Genomic DNA, 17,029 nt, shown 5'->3' with positions numbered 1-17,029 from the left:
AGCGCGCTCGCGCGCGCGACGCCAGACCGGCTCGGCTCCAGCGTCCCACAAATCGGCCCGGCCAGACACCGCCTGCCGCGTACCAGCAGCGTGTTTGATCGACCCGCTACGCGGCCGCTCTGCTCTTCTCTGGAGTCCCGTCATTCCCGCGAATGCGGGAATCCAAGGCGCCCCATGCTGGGTCGCGGGTCATGCCGGATGACACCCACGCGGCCCTGAGGGCCCCTCTCCGAACACGCGCGATGCCGATACGCGGCAGGCGGTGTCTGGCAGGGTCGATGGGTGACGGGAGCGAGCTTCGGCGAAGCGACTCTCACCGTATGAGACCCTGCCAGACACCGCCTGCCGCGCGTCCCCGAACGACGACGAGACGAGGGACTTACGCCCGCTCGGCCACCCACGCCTGCACCGACTGCAGCGCGCCGGGCAGCTTGCTCGCATCGGTCCCGCCGGCCATCGCCATGTCGGCCTTGCCGCCGCCCTTGCCGCCCACCTGCTGGGCGACGAAGTTCACGAGCTCACCGGCCTTGACCCTGGCCATGCTGTCGGCCGTCACGCCCGCGGCGATCTGGACCTTGCTGCCGTCCACCGCGGCAAGCACGATGGCGGCGGTCTTCAGCTTGTCCTTCAGCTTGTCCATCGTGTCGCGCAGCGTCTTCGCATCCGCGCCCTGCAGCGTGGCCGCGAGCACCTTGATGCCCTTGACGTCGACCGCGCGGCCCACCAGTTCGTCGCCCTGCGACGACGCGAGCTTGCCCTTCAGCTGGGCGACTTCCTTCTCCAGCGTGCGCACCTGCTCCAGCACCTGGCCGATGCGCGACTGCAGTTCGGCAGTCGGTGCCTTCAGCGCGGCGGCGGCGCTCTGCACCGTCGCCTCGACCTGCTGCAGGTAGGCCAGCGCATTCGCACCGGTGACCGCTTCCACGCGACGCACGCCGGCCGCCACGCCGCTCTCGGCGACGATCTTGAACATCCCGATATCGCCGGTGCGCTGCACGTGCGTGCCGCCGCACAGCTCGCGGCTGGTGCCGATGTCCAGCACGCGCACCGTGTCGCCGTACTTCTCGCCGAACAGCATCATCGCGCCCGTGGCCTTCGCGGAGTCGATGTCCATCACGCGCGCCTGCGTCGGCGCGTTGGCCAGGATCTCGGTGTTGACGCGCCGCTCGATCTCGCGGATCTGGTCCTCGTTGACCGGCTGGTTGTGCGTGAAGTCGAAGCGCGTCTTGTCGGCATCGACCAGCGACCCCTTCTGCTGCACGTGGGAGCCCAGCACCTCGCGCAGCGCCTTGTGCATCAGGTGCGTGACGCTGTGGTTTCGCATCGTCGCCTGGCGGCGCGCGACGTCGACCTTGGCCATGACGGCATCGCCGACCTTCAGCGTGCCCTGCGCCTGCGTGCCGTGGTGGCCGTAGACGTCGGCCTTGATCTTCTGCGTGTCCTCAACGCCGAACACCACGCCCTCGGCCGCCAGCGCACCGCTGTCGCCGACCTGGCCGCCGCTCTCGGCATAGAACGGCGTCGTGTCCAGCACGACGACGCCCTGCTCGCCTTCCTTCAGCTGCTGCACCGCCGTGCCGTCGCGGTACAGGGCGACGACCTTCGCCGGCTCCTCCAGGCGCTCGTAGCCGGTGAACGGATGCCCCGAGCCGGTGTACTCCAGCGCGCGATCCATCTTGAACTTGCCGGCCGCGCGGCCCGCGGCCTTCTGCTTGTCCATCGCGGCATCGAAGCCCGCGACGTCCACCGTCACGCCTCGCTCGCGGCAGACGTCCTGCGTCAGGTCGAGCGGGAAGCCGTAGGTGTCGTGCAGCTTGAACGCGACTTCACCGGGGAGGACCTTCTGGCCGTCCTTCAAGGCGGCGTCGAGGATGTCCATGCCGTTCTCGAGCGTCTCGAAGAAGCGCTCCTCCTCGTTCTTCAGGACGTCGGAGATGCGCTGCGACTCGGCCTTCAGGCGCGGGTATGCCGCGCCCATCAGCGCCACGAGGTCCGGCACCAGCTTGTGGAAGAACGGCGTCTTCCTGCCCAGCTTGTAGCCGTGGCGGATGCCGCGCCGGATGATGCGGCGCTGCACGTAGCCGCGGCCCTCGTTGCTCGGAATCACGCCGTCGCTGACCAGGAACGCGGTGGCGCGGATGTGGTCGGCGATGACGCGCAACGACGGATTCGACAGGTCCCTGGTGCCGGTCTCCCGCGCCGCGGCGGCAATCAGCTTCTCGAAGATGTCGATCTCGTAGTTGCTGTGCACGTGCTGCAGGATCGCCGCCAGGCGCTCCAGGCCCATGCCCGTGTCCACGCACGGTGCGGGCAGGTTGACCACGCTGCCATCGGGCTGCATGTCGAACTGCATGAACACGTGGTTCCAGATCTCGATGAAACGGTCGCCGTCCTCGCCGGGGCTGCCGGGCGGGCCGCCGGGGATGTGCTCGCCGTGGTCGTAGAAGATCTCCGAGCACGGGCCGCACGGGCCGGTGTCGGCCATCATCCAGAAGTTGTCGCTCTTGTACTTGCCGCCCTTGTTGTCGCCGATGCGGATCACGCGCTCGGGCGGCAGGCCGATCTCTTTCGTCCAGATGTCGTAGGCCTCGTCGTCCTCGTGGTAGACAGTGGCCAGCAGCTTGTCCTTGGGCAGCTTGTAGACCTCGGTCAGCAGCTCCCAGCCCCACTTGAGCGACTCGCGCTTGAAGTAGTCGCCGAAGCTCCAGTTGCCCAGCATCTCGAAGAACGTGTGGTGCCGCGCCGTGTAGCCCACGTTCTCCAGGTCGTTGTGCTTGCCGCCGGCACGCAGGCACGCCTGAACCGACGCCGCGCGCACGTACGGGCGCTTGTCGGTGCCCAGGAACACGTCCTTGAACTGCACCATCCCCGAGTTGGTGAACATCAGCGTCGGGTCGTTGCCCGGCACGAGCGGGCTGGAGTCGACGACCGTGTGGCCCTTGCTGGCGAAGAAGTCCAGGAAGGTCTTGCGGATGTCGGCAACGGAGATGGTGGGCGCGGTCATGGAGGGTCCGGATGGGGTGCGCGCGAAGCGAAAAGCAGTGCCTCGAGCGCAGCGCTGCTGGCTGCAGCTGAACATTGAATTATAGGTTTTCGCCTCTGGCCGCCCTTGGCAAAGGGCGCTGCCGGCCGTGAGCCTCGTCCATGGCCACGGGGCTCCATGCAAGTGCTGAGCCATCCGCCTGATCCATTCGAACCGTTGACGTTTCTTCCTACATCACGCACGGACCTGCGCCGACCCGCCGGGCCACGACACGATCCGAGATTCAGGCATCCAACCATTTCACGCTCACGGAGCACACCATGCCAACCGCAATCTCAGACTGGAGCTCGGCGATGATGACGTCGCTGGCCGCCGCCCTGGCGATGTTCCTCTCGGCCATTCCCAAGATCATCGGCTTCGTCGTGATCCTGGTCGTCGCGTGGCTGCTGTCGGCCCTCGTCGAGAAGGGCGTGGCGGCACTGCTGCGCGCCGTGCGGTTCAACGATCTCGCGCAGCGCTCCGGCCTGCAGGACTTCGTGAACAAGAGCGGCTCCAGCACCGACGCCTCGGGCGCGATCGGACTGATCGCCAAATGGTTCATCCGCCTGATCGGCATGGTCGTGGCCTTCGACGCGCTGGGACTGCCCGCGGTCTCGGACGTTCTGCGTGACCTGCTGCTCTGGTTGCCCAACGTGGTCGTGGCGCTGGTGGTGCTGGTCATCGGCGGCCTGGCCGCCCGTGCGTTGAGCAACCTGGTGCGTGGCGCCACTGCCGAAGCCGGCATCTCCAACTCCAACCTGCTGGCCAAGGTCGCCGCCAGCCTGGTGTGGGCCTTCGCCATCGTGGTCGCCGTCAACCAGATCGGCATCGCGACGACGCTGGTCAACACGCTGTTCATGGCCTTCGTGGGCGCCATCGCGCTGGGCCTGGGCCTGGCGTTCGGCCTCGGCGGCCGCGAGACGGCGGGCCGGATCGTCAGCAACTGGTACAGCACCGCGCAGCAGAAGGGCGACAAGCTCGCGCACGCAGCCGACGCCGGCGGACGCATGGCCAGCGAGCAGGCGTCTCGCATGACCGAGTCGAGCGGCGGCAACTACGGCGGCAGCGGCTCCTCCGGCGGCGGCTACTCGGGTGGCAGCAGCGGCGGCTATTCGGGTGGCGGCAGCACCGGCGGCTATTCGGGCGGGACGGGCAGCTCGGGTGGCGGCAGCTATGCCGGCGGTCCGCAGAACCCCACCGACGGCGGCCCGCGCACGGGCAGCGGCTCGGGCGCCTCGCAGGATGCGGGCAACCAGATGTACCCGACGCCTTCCGCGCCGCGGCACGATTCCGAGGGGTTCTGAGCTCAGTCCGATCGCAGCAGCCGGTCCAGCCGCAGCCGGTGCCGCTGGTCCGTCACGCGCCAGCTGGCGGCGATCACCGTGACCGCGGCGCCGAACCCGCTGGCGCCCGCGATCAGGAACAGCACGAACACCTGGTACTGCGCGGCCTCGAACGGTGACATGCCGGCCAGCACCTGGCCGGTCATCATTCCGGGAAGCGTGATGATGCCGGCCGCGGTCATCTGGTTGATGACCGGGATGATGCCGGTCTTGAGCGCATCGCTGCGGATCGGCCCGATGGCACGGCCCCGCGTTGCGCCCAGCGCCAGCTGCGCCTCGATGCCGCGCTGCTCGCGCACGACGGCGGTGTTGAACGCATTGAGGCTCACGCTCACGCTGCTCATCGCGTTGCCCAGGACCATGCCGAACATCGGGATCGCGAAGCGCGGATCGAACCAGGGATCGGGATGCAGCAGCGCCATCGAGAGCGCCGTGACCGGAATCACCGCGATCGAGATCGTGCCCGCCCCCAGCGAGTAGCCCCAGTGCCCGGCAAAGCGGCGCCGCTGCCGCGACCGGGTCTCCCATGCTGCGCTGCCCAGCATTGCCAGCAGCACCGCCGCGACCAGCCACGGCGAGCCGAGCGTGAAGATCGTCTTCAGCAGCAGCCCGACCAGCAACAGCTGCACGACCATGCGCGCGCCGGCGACCAGCATCGAGCGGCCGACGCCCAGGTGGAACTTCAGCGACAGCAGCGCATTGGCCACCACCAGCAGCGACGTGGCCGCCAGCGTGAGCCAGCCGAGGTGCGGCTCGGTCATGCGGCGCCCTGATGCAGCCCGCCTGCGTCCATGGTGAAGCGCCGATGCGCGAGGCGTTCCGCCAGCTCGGGGTCATGCGTGACGAGCAGGATTGCGCTGCCGCCCTGCAGCTGCTCGCGCAGCAGCGCCTCGACCTGGTGGCGGGTGTCCAGGTCCAATCCCGACGTGGGTTCGTCCAGCAGGAACACGCGCGGGGCGTTGGCCACGGCCCGCAGCAGGGCGAGCCGCTGGCGTTCGCCCGTTGACAGGCGTGCGACCGGCCACTCGACGGCCTCGGTCGCGAGCCCGACCCGCGGCAGCAAGGCTCGCAGAGCCGCCGGCGAGTCGAAGTGGTCCGCGATCGCTTCGGCCCACCAGCCGGAGTCCGGCGCAACGTAAGTCACCTGCCTGCGCCAGGCAGGCGCCGGCATCCGCGAGCAGCGATTGCCGTCCAGCGCGCAGTCGCCCTCGTGCGGGTCCAGGTCGGCCGCCATGCGCAGCAGCACGCTCTTGCCCGATCCCGACCGGCCCTGGATGGCGATGCACTCGCCCGCATCGAGCCGCAGATCGATCGGACCGACATGCAGGCGTTGGAGGGACAGCAGTTCGAGCATCGGCGCGCACCATAGCCGACGTCGCGAGCCCCACGGGCGCGCTCGGACGTTGGCGGCACCTGCCGCAGCTGTCCCGGCCGCGGCCGCACGTCAGAGCGCTTCGGACGCCATCGCGTGCTGCGCGGGCGCCTGCTCCGGCGGCGTGCCGTGCTTCATCCCGCTGGCGATCTGCGAACGCAGCTCCGGCGTGTCGGTGTGTCCGTGCACGGCCACGGCGTGCTGCACGGCGGCCTCGAGCAGTTCGCGCTCGGTGTCGGCGCAGATCGCGACGGTGCAGTTGGTTTCGCTGGGGAACTCACGGCAATCGATGTAGAGGCGGTCCATGGCAGCTCCTTCGCGCCCGGCGGGCGCGGATCCACTCTAGGCAGCCGTTCGCGAAGCGCCACCATGGCCCTGACGCTGCCACGGCAATGCCGGCCTCGACGGTAGAATGCGCGCCTGAACGCGGGCGTCGTTCAATGGCAGGACCTGAGCTTCCCAAGCTCAAGACGTGGGTTCGATTCCCATCGCCCGCTCCAGCAGAGCCTCTCACCAGCCGCTTCGTCATCCGGCAGTCAGGTGAAGAGCGCCCCTTCCCCTCATCCCCCTCGTCCCGTTCCTACACCGTAGCGCACGGGGCGTTGCTATGGTCCCTGCCAGATCGGACCCTTCATGAGGATCGCGCAAGTTGCCCCGCTGGTCGAAAGCGTGCCGCCACGCGCCTATGGCGGGACCGAGCGGGTGGTGCACTACCTGACCGAGACCCTGGTCGATCTCGGCCACAAGGTCACCCTGTTCGCGAGCGGCGACTCGCGCACGCAGGGCGAGCTCGTGCCGGTCATCGATCGCGCGCTGAGACTGCATCCCGGCAAGCCTGACCCCGTGATCTGGCACACGCTGATGGTCGACCGGGTGCGAGAGATGTCCGACAGCTTCGATGTCATCCATTTCCACATCGACACGCTGCACCTGCCGATCGCGAAGCGCTGCCGAACGGCCAGCCTGACGACGCTGCACGGCAGGCTTGATCTGCCGGACCTGCAGCCCCTGTTCAGGCACTTCCACCGTCATCCCCTGGTGTCGATCTCGGACGCCCAGCGCGCTCCGTTGCCGAACGCGAACTGGCTGGCCACGGTCCACCACGACCTCCCCACCGACATGTACGACTTCCATCCGGAGGCGCAGGACTACTTCGCGTTCGTCGGCCGCATCTCGCCCGAGAAGCGCTGCGACCGCGCGATCGAGATCGCCATTGCCACCGGCACGCCGCTGCGAGTCGCGGCCAAGGTGGACCCCGCCGACCGGCAGTACTGGGACGACACGATCGAGCCGATGCTGGACCACCCGCTGGTCACCTTCGTCGGCGAGATCGACGACAAGGCGAAGAACGAATTCATGGGAAATGCCAGGGCGCTGCTGATGCCGATCGACTGGCCCGAGCCGTTCGGGCTGGTCATCATCGAGGCGCTGGCCTGCGGCACCCCCGTGATTGCCTATGGGCACGGCTCGGTCCCGGAACTGCTGCAGGACGGTGTCACCGGCTTCGTGGTGAGCGACCAGCGCGAGGCGATCGCGGTGGCAGGCAGGCTGGACACCATCAGCAGGCGCAAGTGCCGCGAGACATTCGAACGCCGGTTCGCTGCCCCGGTCATGGCGGCCTCGTACCTTGCGCTGTACCGCCGGCTCGTGGCGGAGCGCGCGTCCGCCTGAGCGCGCAGGCAGGAGAGCTCCATGACCGAGAGGACCATCCAGGTCGACGACAAGTGGTATGTGCTGGCGACGCTGGCGCGCGCCGACGAGCAGCCCAAAACATTGAAGGAAGGCCAGGCGTTCGCGCTGTTCGACCGCTTCGGCGACATCGCGGTGCTGGCGCCGGGGCAGGAGGGGCTGTACCACGAAGACACGCGCTTCCTGTCGCACGAGGAGCTGACCATCAACGGCATGCGGCCCATGTATCTCGGCTCCTCGATCGAGCAGGCCAACAGCCTGCTTGCCATTGACCTGATGAACCCGGACCTGACCGAGAACGGCCACGTCGTGCTGCCCAAGGGTGAGCTGCACATCTTCCGCGCCAAGCTGCTGTGGAACGACGCCTGCCACCAGCACGTGCGCGTGAGCCACCACGGCGGGCGGGCGGCGCGGGTCCGGCTCCAGCTGACCTTCGACGCCGACTTCGTGGACCTGTTCGAGGTACGCGGCATGACACGTGACCGCCGCGGCCAGCGGCTGGAGCCCGTGGTCGGCCCGGAGGGCGTCACCTTCGGCTACCGCGGCCTCGACGGCGCGACTCGCCGCACGCGGCTGCACTTCGATCCCGCGCCGGATGCCCTCCAGCCGCGCAGCGCCGCCTACGACATCGCGCTGGAGCCGGGCGAGGAGCGGCACCTGTACATCACCGTGACCTGCGAGCGTGAAGGCGAGCGGCAGCCGCCGACCATCCGGTACGAGCAGGCCTTCCGCGCCTGCGCACAATCGCGCAGACGTGGACGCGAAGACGTGTGCCAGGCGACCTCGTCGAATCCATTGGTCAACCTGTGGCTGGACCGGTCCGCGTCGGACCTGGAGATGCTGACCACCCAGTTGCGCACCGGTCCCTACCCCTATGCCGGGGTGCCCTGGTACTCGACCACGTTCGGGCGGGACGGGATCCTGACCGCGCTGGAGTACCTGTGGATCGACCCGGGGCTCGCGCGGGGCGTGCTCGAATTCCTGGCCGACACGCAGGCGACACAGCGCGACCCGGAACGCGACGCGGAGCCCGGCAAGATCCTGCACGAGGCGCGTGACAGCGAGATGGCCCGCACGGGCGAGATCCCGTTCGGCCGCTACTACGGAACGGTCGACGCGACGCCGCTGTTCCTGGTGCTGGCCGGCGCCTGGTGGCACCGCACCGGCGACACCGACTCGATCCGGCGGCTGTGGCCCAGGCTGCTGGCCGCACTACAGTGGATCGACCACTACGGCGACGCGGACGGCGACGGCTTCGTCGAGTACGCACGCAAGAGCAAGGACGGACTGACCCAGCAAGGCTGGAAGGACTCGCAGGACTCCGTGTTCCACCGCGATGGCCGCCTGGCCGAGGCGCCGATCGCGCTGTGCGAGGTGCAGGGCTACGTCTACCGCGCCAAGCTGGCGCTGGCAGAGATGGCCACGGCGGTGGGCGACCAGGCGCTGGCAGACCGCCTGCGCAAGGCTGCCGCCGACCTGTGCGTGCGCTTCCAAGCGGCGTTCTGGTCGACCGAGCGCGGCGCCTACGCGATCGCGCTGGATGGGCACAAGCGCCGCTGCGACGTGCTGGCCTCGAACATGGGGCACTGCCTCTGGTCAGGCATCGCATCGGACGAGCACGCGGGGCACGTGTCCCGGCTGCTGCTGGGTCCCGAGTTCTTTTCCGGCTGGGGCATTCGCACGGTGGCTCACGGTGAGGCCCGGTACAACCCGATGTCCTACCACGACGGCTCGATCTGGCCGCACGACACGGCCATCGCCGCGATGGGAGTGGCGCGCTACGGATTCACCGATGCGGCCGTCCGGCTGTTCGGCGCGATGTACGAGGCCAGCCTGCACTTCGACCTGCACCGGCTGCCCGAGCTGTTCTGCGGCTTTCCGCGCCGCCCCGGCGCCGGCCCGACGCTGTACCCCGTGGCCTGCGCGCCGCAGGCGTGGGCGGCTGCCGCGCCCTTCGCCATGCTGCAGGCCTGTCTCGGCCTCGACGTGGCGGGCAATTCGGTGTGCCTGCATTCGCCACGGCTGCCCGAGGTGGTCGACTGGCTGCGCGTCGAGCGTCTCGGCGCCCCGGGCCCCAGCTGCGACCTGCTGCTGAAGCGGCACGAGCGCAGTGTCGGCGTCGAGGTGCTGCGCAAGGATCCGGGCGTGAGCGTCAGCGTCGTGGTCTGACACCCTGTTGTCGTGGCATCGGCGCGTCACGAGCCCTGCGCGGCACCGTCGTGCTCGCAGCACCGCGATACCGGCTGGGGCATTCGTTGCACCGCTGTCGCGCTTCGCGCGGCCCACGCAAACCAACCCCGTGACTAAGATCGTTCCGCCCCGTCCATCCAGCGGGGAAGGACAGCCCCGGATGGTCGTGTTGGAAAGGTCGCCATGCGCCTCGTCGTCTTCGGACTGACGGTCAGCTCCTCCTGGGGCAACGGGCATGCGACGTTGTGGCGCGGGCTGTGGCGGGCCCTCGCGGCACGCGGCCACGAGCTCGTCTTCTTCGAGCGCGACGTGCCCTACTACGCCGAGCACCGCGACTGCACCCAGCTGCCGGGTGGCGAGTTGGTCCTGTACCCCGGCTGGGACGCCGTCAGGGCCCGCGCGGCGCGCGAGATCCGCCATGCCGACGCCGTGATGGTCACCTCCTACTGCCCGGACGGCGTGCCGGCAACGCAGCTGCTGATGGACTCGGACACCTCGGCCGTGAAGGTGTTCTACGACATGGACACGCCCGTCACGCTCGAGTCGCTGCGCGAAGGCCGCGAGGTCCCCTACATCGGTGCGCGCGGGTTGCGCGACTTCGACCTCGTGCTCAGCTACACCGGCGGCGCGGCGCTGCAGGACCTGCAGGACCTGCTCGGCGCGACGAGCGTCGACACGCTCTACGGACATGTCGACCCCACGGTGCACCACCGCGTCGCACCGCGCGATGCCTACCGCTGCCGACTCTCGTACATGGGCACCTATGCGGCCGACCGGCAGGCGGCCGTCGAGCAGCTGTTCATCGAGCCGGCACGGCGACTGCCGCAGCAGGTGTTCCTGCTGGCGGGTGCGCAGTACCCGGGCGACTTCCCGTGGACAGCGAACATGCATTTTGTGCGGCACATGCCGCCACCCGAGCATCCGGCCTTCTTCTCGTCGTCGCGCCTCACGCTCAGCGTCACGCGGCGTGCAATGGCGGAGAACGGGCATTGCCCGTCGGGCCGGCTGTTCGAGGCCGCGGCCTGCGGCACGCCGGTGGTGAGCGACTGGTGGGAAGGGCTCGATGCGTTCTTCACGCCGGGCCGCGAGATCCTCGTCGCCCGAACCGCCGACGACGTGGTGCAGGCGCTCGAGCTGTCGGATGGCGAGATCGACCGCATCGCGACGGCCGCGCGCGAGCGCGTGCTGGCCGAGCACACCTCCACCCATCGCGCGATCGAACTCGAACGGCTGCTCGATGCGTCGCGCCTCGCGCCCGCGCGCCGGGTGGCATGACACAGGAGAGACGATGAGCACGTGGGGCATCATCCCGGCCGCCGGCCTGGGCACGCGCATCCAGCCGCTGGGCTTCTCGAAGGAGCTGCTGCCGGTGGGCAGCAACATCGTCAGCGACGTCGAGAAGCCGCGCGCGGTCAGCGAATACCTGGTCGACCGCATGCTGAAGTCCGGCGCCACGCGCATCTGCTTCGTGGTCGCGCCGGGCAAGTCGGACCTGGTCCAGTACTACGGCTCGCACGCCCGCTCCAGCGACTTCTGCTACGTGGTCCAACCCAAGGCGGGCGGCCTGTGCGACGCCATCTTTCGCGCCTGCTCGCTGGTCCGCGCCGACGAGGACGTGCTGGTCGGCCTGCCCGACACGATCTGGTTCCCCGAGGAAGGCTTCATCACCCTGCCCTCCGACGTGCTGTCGTTCCTGCTGTTCCCGGTCGACCGGCCGCAGGCCTTCGATGCCGTGGTCACCGACGAGGACGGCAACGTGCAGGAGATCCAGGTCAAGCACCCGGACGCGAAGACCAACTGGATCTGGGGCGCGTTCCGCATGCCCGGCCGCGTGCTGCACGAGCTGGAGGCGCTGTGGCAGGAGCGTGGCCGGCGCGACGAGTACATCGGCACGCTGGTCAACGCCTACCTGCAGAAGGGCGGCCGGGCCGTGGGTGTGCGCAGCGGAGAAGCCTATGTGGACACGGGCACCGTGCACGGCTATCGCGAGGCGCTGAACCTGCTGGGCACGCGCCAGCGCGCAGCCGCCAGGCCCGTGCAGCCGCGCGATGCGACGGTGTGCAGCAACGCGGGCACCGCCATCGCCAAGCGGCCCGGCGATGTCGCGCCACGGCCGGGCAGCAAGCTGTTCACGAAGGCGGAGATCGAGCGGCGCGTGCATGAGCTGGGCGACTGGTTCCACAACATCGACCTGCTGGGCGTGAAGACGGCACCGGCGCATTTCCTCGGCGACTTCCCCGCGGCGAAATGGAAGCGATTCGCGCACGTGCTGCCGGCCGACATGACGGGCATGTCGGTGCTCGACATCGGCTGCAACGCGGGGTTCCATTCGCTCGAGGTGAAGCGTCGCGGCGCCGAGCGCGTGGTGGGCATCGACATGGACGACTACTACCTCGACCAGGCTCGCTTCGCGGCCGAGGTGCTGGACCAGGACATCGAGTTCCGCCGCCTTTCGGTCTACGATGTGGGCGCACTGGGCGAGAAGTTCGACCTGGTGCTGTTCATGGGCATGGTCTACCACCTGCGGCATCCGCTCCTGGCGCTCGACCTCATTCACGAGCACGTGGCGCGCGACCTGCTGCTGTTCCAGTCGCTGCAGCGCGGCAGCCCCGAGATGGAGCCGGTGGCGTCCGACCACGATTTCTGGGAGACCGAGGTGTTCGACAAGCCGTCGTTCCCCAAGATGCATTTCATCGAGCACAAGTACTCGCACGACGAAACCAACTGGTGGCTGCCCAATGCGGCCTGCAGCGCGGCGATGCTGCGCAGCACCGGTTTCGACATCGTGGCGCATCCCGAAGAGGAAGTGTTCCTGTGCAAGCGCGGCCCGGTGCCGCCCGGGGCCGACGGGCTGCGCGCCGTGTACCCCGCCAGAGCGAAAGAGGGCCCGGCCCCCTGACCCTGGCGTGCTGGTGCAGGCATTGGTGGGGTCGCAGGATGCGGCCCAGCGGCTCTCGTCCACCCTGGTCGTGGTGGCGCATCCCGACGACGAGATCGTGGGCGCGGGTTCGCGCCTGCCGTTGCTGCGCGAGGCGCGCTTCGTCTACGTGAGCGACGGGGCGCCGCGGGAAGGCAGCGATGCGGCGCGACATGGGTTCTCCATCGACGAGTACCGGCAGGCGCGCCGCCGAGAGCTGGAAGCCGCGCTGGGCCTGTGCGGCATCGCGCCGGACCGGACCATCCACCTCGGCATCCCCGACCAGGAGACGTCGCTGCATCTGGCGGAGGTCGCGCGCCGCCTCGCAGGCCTCATCGCGCAGTGGGACGTGCATGCGGTGCTGACGCAGCCGTATGAAGGCGGCCACCCCGATCACGACGCGACGGCGTTCGGCGTGCATGCGGCCGTGGGGCTGTTGCGTGCAGGGCTTGCGGCAGTTCCCGAGATCGTCGAGATGGCCGGCTACCACGCGGGCCCGCAGGGACCCGAGGCCGGCGTGTTCCTGCCGCATGCGCATGCCGACGCGCATGCGATGTCCGTGAGCCTCGATGCGGCGGCGCAGGACCGCAAGCGCGCGCTGATCGCCTGCCATGCCACGCAGCGCGAGACGCTGGCGCGCTTTCCGCTCCACGCCGAGCGCTTCCGCCCTGCCCCGGCCTACGACTTCACGCAGCCGCCACATGCGGGACCGCTGCACTACGAGCAGTACCCCTGGGGCATGACCGGTGCGCGCTTCCGCGAGCTGGCGGCCCAGGCGCTGGACGAGCTCGGGCTGGAGGGACGCATGTGAGCCTCACGGTCCTGAGCGTGGCGTACCCCTTCGCGCCGGTCGGGCCAGCGGCGGTCGGCGGCGCCGAGCAGGTGCTGGGCCAGCTGGACGCCGCGCTGGTGGACGGCGGGCATCGCTCCATCGTCGTTGCCAGCGAGGGATCGTCAGTGCGCGGCGAACTCGTGGCCACGACAGCGGCCGAGGGCGACATCAACGAGGCGCGCAATCGCGCGATCTGGGCCGAGCACCGCCGGTTCATCGAACGCGTGCTGGCCACCGAACGGGTCGACGTGGTGCACATGCATGGCATCGACTTCCACGCCTACCTGCCTGCCGACACGCGCGTGCCCAAGCTGGTGACGCTGCACCTGCCGCCCGCGTGGTACCCCGCGCACGTGTTCCAGGGCGAGCGGCGCGACGTGCACCTGCAGTGCGTGTCGCACTCGCAGGCGCGCCGCTGCCCGCCCGGCACGCGGCTGCTGCCGGTGATCGAGAACGGCGTCCCCATCCAGGCGCTGGCACGCCGCAGCCGCAAGCGCAACTACGCGTTGGCCATGGGCCGCATCTGCCCGGAGAAGAACCTGCACGCGGCGCTCGATGCGGGCCGGCTGGCGGGCGTGCCGGTGCTGCTGGGTGGCCAGGTGTTCGCCTACGAGGACCACCAGCGCTACTTCCACGGCACGCTGGTGCCGAAGCTCGATGCACGCCGGCGCTTCCTCGGCCCGCTGCCCTTCGCCCGCAAGCGCCGCCTGCTCAGCGCCGCGCGATGCCTGCTGCTGCCCACGCTGGCGCCGGAGACCAGCTCGCTGGTGGCGATGGAGGCGCTGGCGAGCGGCACCCCCGTGGTCGCCTTCGCCAGCGGCGCGCTGCCCGACATCATCGAGCACGGCAGGACCGGCTTCCTCGTGCGCACCACGCACGAGATGGCCGATGCGATCGCCGCCTGCGACGCGATCGACCCCGAGGTGTGCCGCAGCGTCGCCCGCGAACGCTTCTCGGTCGATCGCACGGTCGGCCGCTACCTGGATGCCTACCACCAGCTCGCCCGTCGTCCGCAAGGCACGCACTGAGGCGCGCGAGTCGGCGGTCGTGGCGACGGCCGTCACCACGACGGCGGCGCTGGAGCAGCTCGCGCCGGAGTGGGAAACGTTGTGGATCGCGGCCCGGGCGTCTCCGTTCCAGTCGCCCGCGTGGCTGCTGCCCTGGTGGACGCACCTCGGTCGCGGCGACCTCACGAGCGTCGCGTTGCGTTGCGAGCGAACAGGCGCGCTGGTCGGCCTGGCGCCTCTCTATGTGTATCGCGACCGGGCGAGCGGACAGCGGCACCTCTTTCCGCTGGGTATTGCGACCACGGACCGGCTCGACGTGCTCGTCGCGCCCGGATGGGAACACGCCGCGGGGCACGCGCTGGCGGAGCACCTGGCCGCCTCACATGGACGATGGGATGTTCTCGAGGCACCGCAGCTCGCCGACGGTGCGTGCCTGCTATCAATGCCATGGTCGCGCGCCTGGACCCGTGATGTGACAGCCGCCGACATCAATCCCGTGCTGCACCTGCCAGCCCGCATACCGCCATCGATGGCGCGCGACCTCGCCTACTGTCGGCGCCGCGCCGCTCGTGCCGGCGATGTGGCCTACGAGCTGGCCGACGAGCGCTCGCTGCCGGCCTGGCTCGACACGCTGGAGCGGCTGCACGCGCAGCGCTGGGCGCTGCGGGGCTTGCCCGGCGTGCTGCGTGGTGAAGGCGTCATGGCCTGGCATCGCGACACGGCGCCGCGCCTGCTGCGGGCTGGCCTGCTGCGACTGCTGGGCCTTCGCATCGATGGCGGGCCGATCGCGGTGCTGTACGTGCTGGCGGACGCGCCGCACGCGCCGCAGCGCCGCTGGTCCTACTACATCGGCGGCTTCGATCCTGCGGCGGCCATCCTGAGCCCCGGCACGCTGCTGGTGGGCGAAGCGATCGACCGGGCGCAAGCCGAGGGCGCAGTGGTGTTCGATTTCCTGCGCGGCGCCGAACCGTACAAGCTGCGCTGGGGCGCGGTGCCGCAGCCGATGTGGACGCTGCGGCTGCGGCCTGCCTAGTGCGCGGCCGCGGCGATCGCCGCGTCGGGCTTCACGCTGCGCAGCAGGTCCATCATCCGCTGCTCGATGCGGTGCATCGCGGCCTCGGTGTGGCCCTCGAAGCGCACGGTGAGCACCGGCGTCGTGTTGGACGCGCGCACGAGCCCGAACCCGTCGGGCCAGTCCACCCGCAGGCCATCGATCGTGCAGACCTGGGCATCGGGGAAGCGCGCGACCTTCGCGAGTTCGGCGGCCACGCGGTGCGCCTCGCCCTCGGCGCAGGGCACGTGCAGCTCGGGCGTCGAATGGCTGGTGGGCAGCCCGTCGAGCACGGCGCCGGGATCGGGATGCCGCGAGAGGATCTCCAGCAGCCGGCACCCCGCGTACGTGCCATCGTCGAATCCGGGCCACCGATCGTTGAAGAACAGGTGGCCGCTCATCTCGCCGGCCAGCGGCGCCTTCAACTCGTGCATGCGGTCCTTCAGCAGCACGTAGCCGCTGCGCTCCATCACCGGCTTGCCACCGGCGGCAGCGATCGCCTCCGCCAGGCGCTGCGTGGACTTGACGTCGAACACGACGGGCGCGCCCGGATGCCGCCCCAGCACGTCCTGCGCGAACAGGATCATCTGCCGATCGGGATAGACGATGTTGCCGGTCGGCGTGACGACACCGACGCGGTCGCCGTCACCATCGAGGGCCAGGCCGACGTCGGCGCCGTGCTCGCGCACCGCTGCGACCAGGTCGCGCAGGTTCTCCGGCTTGGCCGGATCGGGATGGTGGTTGGGAAAGTTGCCGTCGACCTCGCTGAACAGCTCGACGACGTCGCAGCCGATGGCCCGCAGCACCTGCGGCGATGAGGCACCGGCAACACCGTTGCCGCAGTCGAGCACCACCTTCAACGGCCGCGCGAGCCGGATGTCGGTGGCGATGCGATCGAGGTAGGCGCCCTGGATAACATGCCGGCGCAGCTGGCCGGGCGCAACATCGGGGCCGAAGTCGTCGTTCGCGATGCGATCGCGCAGCAGCCGGATCTGCTCGCCGTGCAGGCTGCGGCCCGCGAGCACCAGCTTGAAGCCGTTGTGGTCCTTCGGGTTGTGGCTGGCCGTGACCTGGATGCCGCTGCGCACAAGGGTCGTGGTGGCGAACGACAGCATCGGCGTCGTGACCATGCCGAGATCCACGACGTCGACACCCCCGGCGATCAGGCCGCGGATCAGCGCAGTGGCGATTGCAGGACCGCTCACCCGGCCGTCGCGCCCGACAGCGACCTCGCGCTCGCCTTCGGCGCGGTCCATGCTGGCGAACACCCGCCCCAGCGCTTCGGCCAGCGGCTCATCCAGGGTCGACGGCACGACGCCGCGGATGTCGTAGGCCTTGAAGATGCTGGGAGTGAGGTGCATGCGACGCAATCGAGGCTCGGCTGATTCTGGGGAAGGCGGGAGCTCAAGCGGGCAACAAAGCTGTCAGGGCTGCATGCACTTGTCTGTCATGCCGGGCTTGACGCGGGATCCAGCGACGGCGCCGGATCGACCTCGGGACTGGATTGCGGGTCAAGCCCGCAATGACACGGAAAGACGCAGTGCAGGAACGTGCCCTGTCCGATCACGCACAGCGCCGGAACGCGGCAGGCGGTGTCTGGCAGGGC

The 17,029-nt window shown here is 69.6% G+C and carries 13 protein-coding genes and 1 tRNA gene; 9 read left to right on the top strand and 5 right to left on the bottom strand.

Annotation, left to right across the window (positions count from 1 at the left end; all coding sequences use genetic code 11):
• Positions 1–379: 379 nt before the first annotated feature.
• On the bottom strand, positions 380–3,004 hold the full coding sequence (gene alaS, locus ACPWT1_RS13685; RefSeq protein WP_427911724.1) for an alanine--tRNA ligase: 2,625 nt from the start codon (positions 3,002–3,004) through the stop codon (positions 380–382).
• A 299-nt stretch (positions 3,005–3,303) separates the two neighbouring features.
• Between alaS and ACPWT1_RS13680 the strand changes: the two genes are divergently transcribed.
• On the top strand, positions 3,304–4,326 hold the full coding sequence (locus ACPWT1_RS13680; protein WP_427911723.1) for a mechanosensitive ion channel family protein: 1,023 nt from the start codon (positions 3,304–3,306) through the stop codon (positions 4,324–4,326).
• A 2-nt stretch (positions 4,327–4,328) separates the two neighbouring features.
• On the opposite strand, the gene ACPWT1_RS13675 is transcribed toward ACPWT1_RS13680, so the two are convergent.
• From ACPWT1_RS13675 to ACPWT1_RS13665, 3 genes are all read right to left on the bottom strand, one after another.
• Positions 4,329–5,126, bottom strand: coding sequence for an ABC transporter permease (locus ACPWT1_RS13675; RefSeq protein WP_427911722.1), 798 nt, complete (start codon positions 5,124–5,126; stop codon positions 4,329–4,331).
• Complete coding sequence (locus ACPWT1_RS13670; protein WP_427911721.1) at positions 5,123–5,719, bottom strand: ABC transporter ATP-binding protein; 597 nt, start codon at positions 5,717–5,719, stop codon at positions 5,123–5,125. The genes ACPWT1_RS13675 and ACPWT1_RS13670 overlap by 4 nt, the downstream gene beginning before the upstream one ends.
• Positions 5,720–5,809: 90 nt before the next feature.
• Positions 5,810–6,043 carry a DUF1059 domain-containing protein gene (locus ACPWT1_RS13665; protein WP_427911720.1) on the bottom strand — a complete coding sequence of 78 codons (234 nt, stop codon included), beginning with the start codon at positions 6,041–6,043 and terminating at the stop codon, positions 5,810–5,812.
• A gap of 120 nt (positions 6,044–6,163) precedes the next feature.
• Here ACPWT1_RS13665 and ACPWT1_RS13660 point away from each other — a divergent pair.
• The 8 genes from ACPWT1_RS13660 to ACPWT1_RS13625 all read left to right on the top strand — a co-directional run bounded on the left by ACPWT1_RS13660 (position 6,164) and on the right by ACPWT1_RS13625 (position 15,405).
• Positions 6,164–6,237: transfer RNA gene (locus tag ACPWT1_RS13660), tRNA-Gly, on the top strand.
• A gap of 133 nt (positions 6,238–6,370) precedes the next feature.
• The gene (locus ACPWT1_RS13655; RefSeq protein WP_427911719.1) at positions 6,371–7,408 is read left to right on the top strand and encodes a glycosyltransferase family 4 protein; all 1,038 of its coding nucleotides are present in this window, start codon (positions 6,371–6,373) and stop codon (positions 7,406–7,408) included.
• A gap of 21 nt (positions 7,409–7,429) precedes the next feature.
• Positions 7,430–9,595, top strand: a complete 2,166-nt coding sequence (locus tag ACPWT1_RS13650) for a glycogen debranching N-terminal domain-containing protein (RefSeq protein ID WP_427911718.1) — start codon at positions 7,430–7,432, stop codon at positions 9,593–9,595.
• Between the two features lie 204 nt (positions 9,596–9,799).
• Positions 9,800–10,891, top strand: a complete 1,092-nt coding sequence (locus ACPWT1_RS13645) for a CgeB family protein (protein WP_427911717.1) — start codon at positions 9,800–9,802, stop codon at positions 10,889–10,891.
• A gap of 13 nt (positions 10,892–10,904) precedes the next feature.
• Positions 10,905–12,515: a TIGR04290 family methyltransferase gene (locus ACPWT1_RS13640; RefSeq protein ID WP_427911716.1), complete on the top strand. Its 1,611-nt coding sequence runs from the start codon at positions 10,905–10,907 to the stop codon at positions 12,513–12,515.
• Positions 12,516–12,528: 13 nt separating this feature from the next.
• On the top strand, positions 12,529–13,344 hold the full coding sequence (locus tag ACPWT1_RS13635) for a PIG-L deacetylase family protein (protein WP_427911715.1): 816 nt from the start codon (positions 12,529–12,531) through the stop codon (positions 13,342–13,344).
• Positions 13,341–14,393 (top strand): glycosyltransferase, encoded by a 1,053-nt coding sequence (locus tag ACPWT1_RS13630; RefSeq protein ID WP_427911714.1) that lies wholly within the window; start codon positions 13,341–13,343, stop codon positions 14,391–14,393. The genes ACPWT1_RS13635 and ACPWT1_RS13630 overlap by 4 nt, the downstream gene beginning before the upstream one ends.
• On the top strand, positions 14,350–15,405 hold the full coding sequence (locus ACPWT1_RS13625; RefSeq protein WP_427911713.1) for a GNAT family N-acetyltransferase: 1,056 nt from the start codon (positions 14,350–14,352) through the stop codon (positions 15,403–15,405). Before ACPWT1_RS13630 ends, ACPWT1_RS13625 begins: the two co-directional genes overlap by 44 nt.
• On the opposite strand, the gene ACPWT1_RS13620 is transcribed toward ACPWT1_RS13625, so the two are convergent.
• The gene (locus ACPWT1_RS13620) at positions 15,402–16,784 is read right to left on the bottom strand and encodes a phosphomannomutase/phosphoglucomutase (protein ID WP_427911712.1); all 1,383 of its coding nucleotides are present in this window, start codon (positions 16,782–16,784) and stop codon (positions 15,402–15,404) included. The two genes, ACPWT1_RS13625 and ACPWT1_RS13620, sit on opposite strands and share 4 nt — an antisense overlap.
• Positions 16,785–17,029 lie beyond the last annotated feature (245 nt).

The organism is Ramlibacter sp. MMS24-I3-19, from assembly GCF_050320135.1.
Classification (GTDB): Bacteria; Pseudomonadota; Gammaproteobacteria; order Burkholderiales; family Burkholderiaceae_C; genus Ramlibacter.
Note: the sequence above shows the minus strand (reverse complement) of the source record. Positions and strands in the feature narration are given on the sequence as shown.

Bases quoted from the DNA above. Each gene is read 5' to 3' on its own strand.
- alaS (WP_427911724.1), bottom strand. From the start codon at position 3,004: ATGACCGCGCCCACCATCTCCGTTGCCGACATCCGCAAGACCTTCCTG.
- ACPWT1_RS13680 (WP_427911723.1), top strand. From the start codon at position 3,304: ATGCCAACCGCAATCTCAGACTGGAGCTCGGCGATGATGACGTCGCTG.
- ACPWT1_RS13675 (WP_427911722.1), bottom strand. From the start codon at position 5,126: ATGACCGAGCCGCACCTCGGCTGGCTCACGCTGGCGGCCACGTCGCTG.
- ACPWT1_RS13670 (WP_427911721.1), bottom strand. From the start codon at position 5,719: ATGCTCGAACTGCTGTCCCTCCAACGCCTGCATGTCGGTCCGATCGAT.
- ACPWT1_RS13665 (WP_427911720.1), bottom strand. From the start codon at position 6,043: ATGGACCGCCTCTACATCGATTGCCGTGAGTTCCCCAGCGAAACCAAC.
- ACPWT1_RS13655 (WP_427911719.1), top strand. From the start codon at position 6,371: ATGAGGATCGCGCAAGTTGCCCCGCTGGTCGAAAGCGTGCCGCCACGC.
- ACPWT1_RS13650 (WP_427911718.1), top strand. From the start codon at position 7,430: ATGACCGAGAGGACCATCCAGGTCGACGACAAGTGGTATGTGCTGGCG.
- ACPWT1_RS13645 (WP_427911717.1), top strand. From the start codon at position 9,800: ATGCGCCTCGTCGTCTTCGGACTGACGGTCAGCTCCTCCTGGGGCAAC.
- ACPWT1_RS13640 (WP_427911716.1), top strand. From the start codon at position 10,905: ATGAGCACGTGGGGCATCATCCCGGCCGCCGGCCTGGGCACGCGCATC.
- ACPWT1_RS13625 (WP_427911713.1), top strand. From the start codon at position 14,350: ATGCCTACCACCAGCTCGCCCGTCGTCCGCAAGGCACGCACTGAGGCG.
- ACPWT1_RS13620 (WP_427911712.1), bottom strand. From the start codon at position 16,784: ATGCACCTCACTCCCAGCATCTTCAAGGCCTACGACATCCGCGGCGTC.